The organism is Phyllobacterium trifolii, from assembly GCF_014192095.1.
GTDB lineage: Bacteria > Pseudomonadota > Alphaproteobacteria > Rhizobiales > Rhizobiaceae > Phyllobacterium > Phyllobacterium trifolii.
On record NZ_JACHXN010000008.1, the window covers coordinates 21,732 to 34,491 of the forward strand.

The following is a 12,760-nucleotide window of genomic DNA, read 5'->3' on the forward strand; positions in this document are numbered from 1 at the left end:
ACGCGCGGCTGGTGTCAGTGATGACCTATCCCGCCAAAGCTTCGCGCACGGCAGACACGGCTTCCTCGGCCTTGGAGCCATCGGGGCCACCGGCCTGTGCCATGTCAGGACGTCCACCACCGCCTGCTCCGCCGAGTGCAGCCGAGGCAATGCGGACGAGTTCGACGGCACTGAATTTGCCCACAAGGTCATCGGTAACACCAACGACAGCGCTTGCCTTGCCATCGTCCGATACGCCAATGAAAGTGACGACGCCGGAGCCGACGGTCTTCTTCGCATCGTCTGCAAGTGGCTTCAGGTCGCGCGGATTGACGCCGCTGACCACCTTGCCGATGAAACCGACGCCATTGACCGTTTCGGACTGTGCACCGCCCGAAGCCGGGCCGGCCAAAGCCAGCTGTTTGCGCGCTTCAGTCAGTTCGCGTTCGAGTTTGCGGCGCTCATCCATCAGCGCCGAGACACGCGACAACGCATCGGCCGGCGTAGACTTAAGCACGCCGGCGATTGCCTTGACGCGATCGTCTTGCTCTTCGAGGTAGCGGCGGGCGGCCTCGCCGGTCAGAGCCTCAAGGCGGCGCACGCCTGCGGCAACTGCCCCTTCGGAAACAATGCGGATCAAACCGATATCACCCGTGGCGCGCACATGCGTACCGCCGCAAAGCTCAGTCGAATAGCTCTTGCCGGCCTTGTTGCCGTGCAGCGAGGTGCCCATGGAAACCACGCGCACCTCATCGCCATATTTTTCACCGAACAGCGCCATGGCACCCTCGGCAATGGCGTCATCCACGGCCATCAAGCGCGTAGTGACCGGCGCATTCTGCAGGACGATCTCGTTGGCAAGATCCTCGATGACGGCAAGCTCCTTGTCCGAAATCGGCTTCGGATGCGAAAAGTCGAAACGCAGCCGATCAGGCGCGACGAGCGAACCCTTTTGCGCGACATGGGTGCCAAGCGTTTCACGCAGCGCCTCATGCAACAGATGCGTTGCCGAATGGTTGGAGCGGATGCGCGTACGGCGCGCATGATCCACAGTGAGCTCAACCGGCACGTCCACCTTCACCGTACCCTTGGTCACGGTGCCGACATGAACGAAAACGCCGTCGTTCTTCTTCTGCGTGTCGGTGACGGTCACTAGGAAGCCATCGCCGGAGATGGTACCCGTATCGCCTTGCTGGCCGCCGGATTCGCCGTAGAACGGCGTCTGGTTGACGACGATGGACACCGCGTCGCCTTCGCTGGCGCTGTCTACAACCGCGCCATTCTGCACCAGCGCAGTGATAACACCCTCTGCCTTCTCGGTCTCATAACCAAGAAACTCGGTTGCCCCGACTTTATCACGAACGGAGAACCAGATGGTCTCCGTTGCCGCGTCGCCCGACCCGGACCAATGGGCACGGGCCTCGGCCTTCTGCCGTTCCATGGCAGCGGAAAAGCCTTCCGTATCGACGGAAATGCCACGCTGGCGCAGCGCATCCTGCGTCAGGTCGAGCGGGAAGCCAAAGGTGTCATAGAGCTTGAATGCTGTTTCGCCATCGAGGCTGTCGCCATCGCTTAAAGACTCCGTTGCTTCGCCAAGCAGGCCAAGGCCGCGTTCGAGCGTCTTGCGGAAGCGGGTTTCCTCGAGCTTCAGCGTCTCGGAGATCAGCGATTCCGCCCGGATCAGCTCGGGATAAGCCTGGCCCATCTCGCGCACCAGCGCCGGAAGCAGGCGATACATCAGCGGCTCCCTGGCGCCAAGCAGCTGCGCGTGACGCATGGCGCGGCGCATGATACGGCGCAGCACATAACCGCGGCCTTCATTGGAAGGCAGCACGCCATCGGCAATGAGGAAGCTCGACGAACGCAGATGATCGGCAATAACGCGGTGGCTGGCACGGAATGGACCCTCCGCCTTGACGCCGGTTGCTTCTTCCGAAGCGTGGATCAGCGTCTGGAACAGATCGATATCGTAATTGTCGTGCTTGCCCTGCAAAACCGCGGCAAGCCGCTCCAGCCCCATGCCGGTGTCGATCGAAGGGCGCGGCAGATCGATGCGCTGCTCCTTCGTCACCTGTTCAAACTGCATAAAGACCAGATTCCAGATCTCGATGAAACGATCGCCATCCTCATCGGCGCTGCCGGGCGGACCGCCCCAAATGTCCGCGCCGTGATCATAGAAGATTTCCGAGCACGGACCGCAAGGACCGGTATCGCCCATCGCCCAGAAATTATCGCTGGTGGCAATACGGATGATGCGCTCTTCCGGGAGACCGGCGATCTTCTTCCAAAGATCAAAAGCCGCATCGTCCGTGTGATAGACGGTGACGGTGAGCTTGTCTGCCGGAAGGCCGAACTCTTTGGTGATCAGGTTCCAGGCAAGCGAGATTGCCTCTTCCTTGAAGTAATCACCAAAAGAGAAATTGCCCAGCATTTCGAAAAAGGTGTGATGGCGCGCGGTATAGCCGACATTGTCGAGGTCATTGTGCTTGCCGCCAGCGCGAACGCACTTTTGCGAGGTGGTGGCGCGGCTATAAGGGCGCTGCTCCAGGCCGGTGAAAACATTCTTGAACTGGACCATACCCGCGTTGGTGAACATCAGCGTCGGATCATTGCGCGGAACAAGCGGGCTCGACGCCACGATCTCATGGCCATTCTTCTTGAAATAGTTCAGAAATGTCGACCGGATCTCGTTGACGCCACTCATCTTATTGCCTTCTGACCTGCTATTGTCCGAAACGGAATTGGCCCCATTCAATGATAAAGGGGCAGAACGCACCGCTTGTAGCGATAGGGCCGCGACCTGTCCAGAAAATCTGGGTGAAAGGATGTTTCGCAACAACGCCAAGCTCACCATGAGGGAGGCAAGCCGTTTGGCACCAGCCCAGGAGCAACTTAATATGGGCTGGCATCATAGAAAAACAAACCCGCAGCCAGATTCTGGATGCGGGTTCATCGTCACAGTGAGAGATAAAGCCCCTCAGGTTCTAATCGGCGATCAGCCCTCGGCGGCGTCCGGGCTCTCATCATCTTCGACATCGTCCGGACCCTTGTCGAGCATCTGCTCAGCGATGAGACCGGCGTTCTGGCGCAGCACCAGTTCGATCTCGTTGGCGATTTCCGGATTTTCCTTCAGGAACAGTTTCGCATTGTCGCGGCCCTGGCCAAGACGCTGCGAATTGTAGGAGAACCAGGAACCGGATTTCTCCACGATGCCCGCCTTGACGCCAAGATCGACCAGTTCGCCCGTCTTGGAAACGCCTTCGCCATACATGATGTCGAATTCAACCTGCTTGAAGGGCGGAGCCAGCTTGTTCTTGACCACCTTGACGCGGGTCTGGTTGCCGACAACCTCATCGCGCTCCTTCAGCGAACCGATGCGGCGGATATCGAGACGGACGGATGCATAGAATTTCAGCGCATTGCCGCCTGTCGTGGTCTCGGGCGAGCCGAACATGACGCCGATCTTCATGCGGATCTGGTTGATGAAGATGACCATGCAGTTGGAGCGGGAAATGGAGGCGGTGAGCTTGCGCAGCGCCTGGCTCATCAGACGCGCCTGCAGGCCCGGCAGACTGTCACCCATCTCGCCTTCAATTTCAGCGCGGGGTGTCAGCGCGGCGACGGAGTCGACGACCAGAACATCAATCGCGCCGGAGCGCACCAGCGTATCGGTGATCTCCAGAGCCTGTTCGCCGGTATCCGGCTGCGAGATCAGCAGGTTTTCCAGATCGACACCAAGCTTGCGGGCATAGACAGGATCAAGCGCATGCTCGGCATCGACAAAGGCGCAAATGCCGCCCTTCTTCTGGGCTTCGGCGATCGTATGCAGGGCAAGCGTCGTCTTGCCGGAGCTTTCCGGCCCATAGATCTCGACGATACGGCCTTTCGGCAATCCGCCGACGCCAAGGGCAATATCCAGCGACAGCGAGCCGGTCGAAACCGTTTCGATTTCAACCACCTGCTCATTGCGTCCAAGCCGCATGATCGAGCCCTTACCAAAGGCCCTCTCGATCTGGGACAATGCCGCATCCAGCGCTTTCGTTTTATCCACCGAATTACCCTCAACCAACCGCAATGAATTTTGAGCCATGTTACACTACCCCTGTGTTGTGCATGAAGTCCGGAATGTTCCTGTATCTGAATTTATTTGTATCTGTTTTGTTCTTGTTTGGCAACAGGCATAACCCACGGTAAAATAACGATAACCAAAAAATGTTCGCAAAATGTTCTCAGGACGAACGTGGCGTTCTGTTCACATCTACCAAGGCGTTATTTCCGCCTCGCCGGGCGAAGTGGCACTCAACGTTTCGAATCGCTCTTATGATTGCACCGCGGCCTCCGGCGTTCTAGAGAGAAGCGCGGGCGCCCGTGCCCACAACTTGAAGTTTTGTCCGGATACACAATCAACCATGATCCAAGTCACCAAGCCGTTGCTCTTCGCTGTCGGCGGCGCTCATCTCGACCGGCGCGGCCAGAGCCTCGTGCCTTTCGTGCCCGGTGCATCCAACCCTGGAATCATGCGCGAGGAGCCGGGCGGCGGCGTTTTCAATGCGCTGCGGCTCGCGGTTCAGCGCGGAATCGTCGCCGAGATTCTCTCGGTGCGCGGCGGCGACAGGATCGGAGAAATGGTTGCAGCAGCCATCGAATCGGCGGGCATTCATGACGGCTCGGTGGTCTTCATGGACCGAGCGACGCCGAGCTATACCGCCATCCTAGACGAGCAAGGCGATGTGGTCGCGGGCATCGCGGACATGGGACTTTATGAGCTCGCCTTGCCCCGGCAATTGCGACGGCGCAAGGTGCGAGATTCGATTGCTGTGGCCGACGCGGTGTTTTGCGATGCCAACCTCCCCTCGGATGCGCTGCAGCGACTGGCTGGTCTCGCAGGCGAGCGTCCGCTGTTTGCGCTGGCGATTTCGCCGGCTAAGGTGTCTCGTCTGGGGCCGATCTTCAGCAACCTCACCTGCCTGTTCATGAACCGCCGCGAAGCGCTGGCACTGACCGGGCTCGGTCCCGACGCCGGACTAAAGGACATCTATAAGGTGTTGCACGCTGACGGTCTCAAGGGCGCAGTGATCAGCAATGGCGGTGAGGCCGCCCTCGCCTTTTCCGGCAATGATGTGTTCACTATCCACCCACCCGCCGTCGATGAAATCGCCGATGTCACCGGCGCCGGCGATGCGCTGGCCGGCGGCACCATCGCCGCGCTGATGCGGGGGCTCGCCTTTGATGAAGCCTTGCGCGAGGGACTGGCAGCATCGATGCTCACGCTGAAAGTCCACACCGCCAGCGCCAGGTTCACACAGCAGGAATTCGACACGGCACTTGCACAGATACCGGCTGCGACTGCTCTCGTATAGGGGTCTGTCGATGTTCACGCCATGGCGGCCTGCAAACGGCGCTTTTCTGCGCTCCGGTGCTCACGTACCTTGAAGTACGCTTCGCTCCGGTGCTCGAAAACCATCGTTTTCGTCTCGCCCTGACGTGAATCTCAACAGACCCAAAAAGGAAAATGATAATGACCAAAGTTTTGAACCCATTCATGGACGTTGCCCCCGCGGTTCAAGACGCGTTGGCCGCGGGCAAACCCGTCGTTGCCCTCGAAAGCACCATCATCACTCATGGGATGCCCTACCCCGACAACAGCCGCATGGCAGGAGACGTCGAAGCAATCATCATTGCGGAGGGTGCGGTCCCGGCCACCATCGCCATCGTCGACGGGCGTTTGAAGATCGGTCTTTCCGCGCAAGAGCGCGAGGCGCTGGCGCAGGTCAAGGGCGCGATGAAACTCTCGCGCGCGGATCTGGCGTTTGCGCTGTCGGAAGGGCGTACAGGGGGAACCACGGTTGCAGCAACGATGCTTGCCGCCCACCTTGCCGGTATCAAGGTTTTCGCAACGGGCGGCATTGGCGGCGTACACAAGGGCGCCGAGCTGAGTTTCGATATTTCCGCTGATCTGGAAGAGCTCGGCCGCACGCCAGTCATCGTCGTTTCAGCGGGCGCCAAGGCGATTCTCGATATCGAGAAAACGCTGGAAGTGCTTGAAACCAAAGGCGTACCTGTCGTCGTCTATGGTGCGGATGTGCTTCCTGCATTCTGGTCAAGGCAGTCGCAGATCAAGGCACCATTGCGGCTCGATACGCCGGATGCCATTGCAAAATTTCAGGCTGCGCGGGATGCCATCGGCGTCGTTGGCGGCATGCTGATTACCAATCCCATCCCCGAGGCAAGTGAAATCCCTGCGGAAATCATGAGCGGGTACATTAGCGAAGCAATTGCCCGCGCCACAAAAAAAGGCGTCACCGGCAAGGCAGTGACGCCGTTTCTTCTCTCGGAACTTCTCGACATCACCAAAGGCGAGAGCCTCAAAGCAAACATTGCTCTCGTCGAGAACAATGCGCGGCTCGCCGCAAAGATCGCGGTATCGTTGGTGAAGGCTACTCGGTAAGCGGCGAAATCTGGATCTCGACGCGGCGGTTCTGCGCGCGCCCGGCTTCGGTGGCGTTGGTCGCGACGGGCTGCGTCGGGCCGTAGCCCTGAACGTCGAATCGACGGTTATCGATACCCTGCTGGGTCAGATAATTGGCAACGGACAGGGCGCGGCGTTCGGACAGCAACTGGTTATGCTGCAGGCTGCCAGTGGAATCCGTGTGACCGGCGACATCGACGATGGTGCGGTCGAACTTGCGCAGGACGATAGCGACAGAACCCAGCGTGGAGAAGAATTCCGGCTTCACCTGATCCTGATCTGTGTTGAAGGTGATGTTGGACGGCATGTTTAGGATGATCCGGTCGCCATTGCGCGTCACCGAGACGCCGGTGCCCTGCAACTGCGCGCGCAGTTCCGATTCCTGACGATCCATGTAATTGCCAATCGCGCCACCGCTGAGCGCGCCGATACCCGCGCCGATCAAGGCCGCATTGCGCCCGGACTTGCCACCGCCGCCAATCGCCAGACCCGTCAACGCGCCGACAGCCGTGCCGATCATGGCACCGCCGGCCGTGTTCGACATTTTCTGCTGGCCCGTATAGGGGTCGGTCGTGGTGCAGCCCGCAAGAAAGGTCGCGGCAAGGCAGCCGATGGCAAATCTTTTTATCATGGAATCAAGTCCCCGGTTGGATGTGGCAGGGAATATACGAGTGATTCGGGCAAAAGAAGGGTAAAGAAGGCGGCGAGCAGAGGCCCGATTGAAATTCCTCTGGCCCTTTCTAAAACCGGCCATTCAGCCACTGGATTGATTTGCCTATATACCGGCAAGGGACGAAATTTAGTTCTGCGATTGGCGCGCAACGAAGATGTTTATTCGTTGCCTAAAATATGAGCTAACTGCTAGTGATTTAGGCAAACACCCAAGCGTCAAGCTACGCTTCCGGGCCAATCCAACAGACGGATAATTTAACCATGCCTTGGAGCACCCTCAAGCGCTTCATCCCTGCGGTTGCGCCGATCAGCAAGCATGAGCGCTTCAGAGCGTGCATTGGTGCACTTGTCGGCATCTTGGTTACCGGCACTGTCAGTAAACTTGCGCTGGGTCCAGAGGTTAACCTTCCCCTGCTGATTGCTCCCATGGGCGCATCGGCTGTGCTGCTCTTTGCTGCGCCAACAAGTCCGCTGGCGCAACCATGGTCGATACTCGGCGGCAACATGCTGTCCGCATTTGTCGGCGTTTCATTCGCACTTCTGGTGCCGGATCCGATCATTGCGTCGGCATTGGCCGTGTCGGTCGCCATTGGCCTGATGCTGGCGCTGGGTTGTCTGCATCCCCCAAGCGGGGCAGTTGCATTGACCGCCGTGTTGGGCGGTCCAGTGTTGCAGGCGGAAGGATACGGCTTCGTCTTCTGGCCAGTCGGGCTCAATTCCCTGTTGTTGCTGGCGTCGGCGCTGGTTTTCAACAATTTGGCGGGGCGCCGTTATCCCCATCTTGCGCCGGGCCCTCAAGTCAACATCCACGATACGGCTGACTTGCCCCCGACGGCTCGCCTGGGATTTGTGCCCAGCGATCTGCAGGACGTGCTGGCCCAGTATGACGAGATCGTCAATGTCAGCCCCGACGAGCTCGATGCGTTGCTGCATCGTGCGCAGATCCGCGCCTATGAAAGGCGAACCGGCGAGATCACCTGTGGACAGATCATGTCGAAGGATGTCGCAACGGTGCGCCCTGAGACAGCTTTGCGCGACGCCTGGAAGCTCCTCATCAATCACCGTGTCAAGGCGCTTCCCGTGACCTCACCGGCTGGCGAACTGGTCGGTATCATCACCCAGACAGACTTCATGCGGGCATCGCTTTTGGCCGATGATGGCCGCCTCCATCTTGGCTGGCGTGTCCGCGTCGGCAACAGGTTCCGATTGGCGCGCCAGTCCAAGCACACGGTGGCCGACATAATGACACGCCGGGTCCAGTCGGCCTTGCAGGAAACCATGATCGCCAAGCTTGTGCCGCCAATGGCCGACATGGGCCTGCATCACATGCCCGTGGTCGATGCAAACAACCGTGTCGTTGGCATCGTCACACAATCGGACCTGATTGCAGCACTGTTTCAGGAAAGGCAAACCGGCTCCGCAGACATCCAGGCCACGAAGCTGGAGAATGGTGATCAAGCCGCTTAGCTCGATCATCATTGGCTCGGATTCGCCGTAGCCTGCTCAAGTTGGCAGTGGTTCGCCCGACTGTTCCTTGACCATGTACTCCGCATACCAGTCAGGCCAGCCCTCATCATACTCACCACCGGTCCGCTTCTCGTGCTCGCCATGCGCTGCCCCTGCACGGCGTAGGGCGGCTGCGAGCTCTTTCGACGAGGTGAAGATCGTATCGGTCGCATCGACACGTCCTGGCAATCGCGCCGTAACCTCCTGGAACAGCCAGCCATTGCCATCGGGATCACTGAACGACGCGAATGAGCGATAAGTGCCGCGTTCGGGATGCAGACCGCCAGTCCGGACTCGTCCAAACAAATAGGGCTCGTCCGGACCCGTATAAACGTCACCGGCAGGGTGAAACGCGTCGCTGACTTTCACGCCCCGTCCGATCAGCTCCTTGCGGGCAGCCTCGATGTCGGAAACGATCAGGTATAGCCCCTGAGCGGAGCCCGGGGCCGCAGCGGTGACATTCTTGCCGAAGATGATGGAGCAGCCGGAACCGGGCGGCGTAAACTGCATTACGCGAAAATCGGTGCCGGCGAAATCGGCGTCCAGCCTCCAGCCGAGGTTGGCGTAGAACTCCTTCGAGCGGTCCGGGTCCGAAACAGGGATGACGACAATCTCGAGTTTCATATCGGCCGTTCGCGCTTGATTTGTCTCAGTCATGGCATGGTCCTCCTCGATGCCTGTTGAAAGGATTGTGCGCAATTCGCGCAGTGTTTTTATAAATCTACTGGCGCAGCGGCTTGAAAGCCGCCCTAAGGTCGGCCGTGATGTACGCCGGCTGTTCCCACGCCGCGAAGTGCCCGCCTTTGTCATGCTTGGCGTAAAAGATGAGCTTCGGATACGCCTTTTCGGCCCAACTTCGCGGAGCCTGGTAAAGCTCGTCAGGAAAGGCGCTTACGGCCACCGGTATGGTGAGATGCTTGGGGGCGAAAAAGGGAAGCTTGCTTTCCCAATAAAGACGGGCCGAAGAGACGCCGGTATTCGTCAACCAGTAGAGCGTGATGTTGTCGACGATGTCTTCTCGCGTAAGGCCCTCGGGCACACCGTCAAAAACGCGTGCGATAAGTGCATAACTGGCCGCGTCATGGTCCAGCATCCAGGCGGCAAGACCGACCGGCGAGTCCTCGATCGCGTATAGTGTCTGCGGGCGGTTACCCATCTCCTGGGCGTAAGCCAGGCCGTGTTTATAGAAAAAGTCGAGCTGCTCGTAGGCATGTTTCTCGTCGGCAGACAGGCCCGGCGGCGGTGGGCCTCCGGAACTCAGTGCCTGTGCAATATCGTCGGGCACCGTGGCGGGCATGTTGGTGTGGATGCCGAGTAACCCCGGAGGCGTCTGCACGGCCATCTGCTCCGTGACTGCGTTCCCCCAGTCGCCGCCCTGCGCAACATAGCGGTCGTAGCCAAGGCGCTTCATCAGCACGATCCAGGCGCTTGCGATGCGGACAGGATCCCAGCCGGTAACGGTGGGAACTCCTGAAAAGCCGTAGCCCGGCAGCGACGGGATCACGACGTCGAACGAGTCTTCGGCCTGACCGCCGTTGGCCGTTGGGTCGGTGAGCGGCTCGATGACCTTCAACTGCTCGATAATAGAGCCTGGCCAGCCATGGGTGATAATCACCGGGAGCGCGTTGGGATTCTTCGAACGAACGTGGATGAAATGAATGTCCACCCCGTCGATGTTTGTCTTGAATTGCGGCAAGGCGTTGAGCTTCGCTTCCATCTTGCGCCAGTCATAGTCAGTCGCCCAATATTGTGCGAGTTTCTGCAACGTCGCAAACTGCACGCCCTGTGATGCGTCCGTGACAATTTCCTTGCTTGGCCATCTCGTAGCAGCAACGCGCCTGCGCAGATCGGCAAGTTGCTCGTCCGAAAAGTGTATGCTGAACGGGCGGATTTCTTCACTTGTGGCCGCCCGCGCCGAGGATGGTGAAACAATGCTTGCGGCACCTGCGCCGATAGCTGACATGGCGAGCAATGTTCCGCCCGTCAGCAAGATGTCACGCCTGCTCGGATCTGGATTTTCTGGCATTGTCGTCCTCCATTGGTCAGGCCAAAAACAGAGGACATGCTGCTGCGGGGAACGTTGCGCCCGTAACATCTCGTGTGCTCTGCGGATATGGTCCTGCGAAAGTGCACGCCGCGATGCTGAACTAGGACTGGGCGGCGTGAGCGGACAATGATCGGTCCGGATATGGTCAGGGGCAAGTACGTAACGGTAACATCCGGGCTCTTGCATAGACGACGGCCGCACACCGGCCGTCATCGTGTGGAATGGTCAAACCGATCAGCTGAACTGAGGAATGCGCGCTATTACCTTGATTTCAAAATCGAAGCCGGCCAGCCAGTTCACGCCCACCGCGGTCCAGTTCGGGTAGGGTTGCTCACCGATGACCTTCAGGCGAACTGTATTGACTGCCTCAAACTGCGTGGCAGGGTCCGTGTGGAAGGTGGTAACGTCAACCACGTCATCGAACGTACAGCCAGCAGCCTTCAGCACGGCGGCAAGATTGTCGAAGGCAAGCTGCACCTGCTTTTCAAAGACAGGCTCCGGTGACCCGTCTTCGCGGCTGCCAACCTGCCCCGAGACAAACAGAAGGTCGCCCGAGCGGATCGCCGCCGAATATCGATTGATCTCATAGAGTGCCTGCCGACCGGCAGGGAAAATGGCATCGCGTTTTGTCATTGGTTGTTCCTGTTAGAATTAAGGCGGGGATGGATGAGCCGGTTCGCGCCGGTTTCAAAGCCCTTGCGCTTTACTGTCCGGGGCGATCATTGATATACGTCCCGTATGTAGCCATATATTCGCATACGCTCCGTATGTCAACTGGCATACGGAGTGTATGTATTTTACGGGAGATGACCGTGGTTGCGAGAAGACGTGCTGGATGCGTCGCTTTGGATTGCCGCGGCTGATGATCCTCGCATTGTCTTTGCAAAGGCTGTCGACGCTTTCCGGCATCTCGCCGCCGGTTTGCTGCAAAAAGAGCGCTGAGGCAAAATCCTGGTCTGGACATGGATTCTGAAATACCGTCCTATAGCTCATTGAGTTTATGGTCCGATCGAGAATATCTTCTCGAGATGGCCATTCGACATCATGTGAACGTACCGGGAGGGTATACTGTGGCATTGAATAGACGCGTTGTTTTAGGCTTGGCGATTGGTTCGGCAATCGCATCGGCATTACCGGCTTCAGCACAAACATTTCCGGATCGCGCGGTCACGCTTGTGGTGCCTTTTGCGGCTGGTGGTTCGACCGACCTCGTTGCCCGTCTCGTCGCAGCAAACATGTCAAAGACTCTCGGACAGCAAGTGATCGTCGAGAATGTCGGGGGTGCGGGCGGAAACCTCGGAGCTGCCCAAGTGGCCAGGGCGGAGCCCGACGGTTACACAATCCTCATGGGAACGGTTGCAACCCATGCGCTGAATCCGCTGATGCTGAAAACGAAACCCTATGATCCCGTCACTGATTTTGCGCCGATTTCGCTTCTGGTATTGGTACCCAATGTGCTGGTTATCAATCCGCAGCTGCCAGTTAACAGCGTCAAAGAGCTCGTTCAGCTGCTCAAGGACAACCCCGACAAATATTCCTATGCTTCGTCTGGAAACGGCACTCCGCTGCATTTATCCGGCGAACTTTTCAAAAGCATGGCCGGGGTCTCCATGGAACATATCCCATACAAGGGCGCGGGACCGGCTTTGAACGATCTGCTTGGCAATCAGGTGTCGATCATGTTCGACAATTTGCCGTCGTCTTCGGCACACATAAAGGCCGGATCCCTGAAAGCTCTCGGTGTCACGACGAAGGATCGGGCTCCTTCCTTCCCCGACGTGCCAACGGTCGCTGAGGCCGTGCCGGGCTATGAGACATATACCTGGAATGCATTGTTTGCGCCCGCGGGAACGCCACCCGAGGTTGTTACCCGCCTTAACGAGGCGGCCAATACGGCTCTGAAAGACCCCGCTGTCGTTTCACGCATGAAAGATTTCAGCGCGACGATTGTCGGTTCAACGCCAGACGAGCTTGCGACCCACGTCAAAGCAGAAATCCAGAAATGGGAGCCTGTCGTAAAGAGTACGGGCGTGACAATGGATTAATACGGCGTGGAGATGGAGTGGGGCGAGTTAAACTTCCCTCAC

The 12,760-nt window shown here is 58.6% G+C and carries 10 protein-coding genes; 4 read left to right on the forward strand and 6 right to left on the reverse strand.

What is annotated here, in order from left to right:
- Positions 1-25 precede the first annotated feature (25 nt).
- Together alaS and recA are read right to left on the reverse strand one after the other, a co-directional pair.
- Entirely contained in the window at positions 26-2,683 is a 2,658-nt protein-coding gene (alaS, locus tag FHS21_RS13570; protein ID WP_112528403.1) for an alanine--tRNA ligase, read from the reverse strand.
- 291 nt (positions 2,684-2,974) lie between these two features.
- Complete coding sequence (recA, locus tag FHS21_RS13575; RefSeq protein WP_114428850.1) at positions 2,975-4,069, reverse strand: recombinase RecA; 1,095 nt, start codon at positions 4,067-4,069, stop codon at positions 2,975-2,977.
- A 319-nt stretch (positions 4,070-4,388) separates the two neighbouring features.
- Between recA and FHS21_RS13580 the strand changes: the two genes are divergently transcribed.
- A complete protein-coding gene (locus FHS21_RS13580; RefSeq protein ID WP_112528407.1) occupies positions 4,389-5,339 on the forward strand; it encodes a carbohydrate kinase family protein in 951 nt (316 codons plus the stop codon).
- Between the two features lie 158 nt (positions 5,340-5,497).
- Positions 5,498-6,427, forward strand: coding sequence for a pseudouridine-5'-phosphate glycosidase (locus FHS21_RS13585; RefSeq protein ID WP_112528409.1), 930 nt, complete (start codon positions 5,498-5,500; stop codon positions 6,425-6,427).
- Here FHS21_RS13585 and FHS21_RS13590 read toward each other — a convergent pair.
- Positions 6,417-7,079, reverse strand: coding sequence for a YiaD family glycine zipper/OmpA-like lipoprotein (locus tag FHS21_RS13590; protein ID WP_112528411.1), 663 nt, complete (start codon positions 7,077-7,079; stop codon positions 6,417-6,419). The genes FHS21_RS13585 and FHS21_RS13590 overlap by 11 nt on opposite strands.
- Before the next feature lie 302 nt (positions 7,080-7,381).
- Here FHS21_RS13590 and FHS21_RS13595 point away from each other — a divergent pair, with 302 nt between their 5' ends.
- The gene (locus tag FHS21_RS13595) at positions 7,382-8,587 is read left to right on the forward strand and encodes an HPP family protein (protein ID WP_112528413.1); all 1,206 of its coding nucleotides are present in this window, start codon (positions 7,382-7,384) and stop codon (positions 8,585-8,587) included.
- A gap of 36 nt (positions 8,588-8,623) precedes the next feature.
- Here FHS21_RS13595 and FHS21_RS13600 read toward each other — a convergent pair whose 3' ends face one another.
- From FHS21_RS13600 to FHS21_RS13610, 3 genes are all read right to left on the reverse strand, one after another.
- Positions 8,624-9,283: a VOC family protein gene (locus FHS21_RS13600; protein ID WP_112528415.1), complete on the reverse strand. Its 660-nt coding sequence runs from the start codon at positions 9,281-9,283 to the stop codon at positions 8,624-8,626.
- A 64-nt stretch (positions 9,284-9,347) separates the two neighbouring features.
- Positions 9,348-10,652 carry an epoxide hydrolase family protein gene (locus FHS21_RS13605; protein ID WP_112528417.1) on the reverse strand — a complete coding sequence of 435 codons (1,305 nt, stop codon included), beginning with the start codon at positions 10,650-10,652 and terminating at the stop codon, positions 9,348-9,350.
- A gap of 255 nt (positions 10,653-10,907) precedes the next feature.
- Positions 10,908-11,306, reverse strand: a complete 399-nt coding sequence (locus tag FHS21_RS13610; protein WP_112528419.1) for a RidA family protein — start codon at positions 11,304-11,306, stop codon at positions 10,908-10,910.
- A gap of 395 nt (positions 11,307-11,701) precedes the next feature.
- Here FHS21_RS13610 and FHS21_RS13615 point away from each other — a divergent pair, with 395 nt between their 5' ends.
- On the forward strand, positions 11,702-12,718 hold the full coding sequence (locus tag FHS21_RS13615; protein WP_112528421.1) for a Bug family tripartite tricarboxylate transporter substrate binding protein: 1,017 nt from the start codon (positions 11,702-11,704) through the stop codon (positions 12,716-12,718).
- Positions 12,719-12,760: the final 42 nt, after the last annotated feature.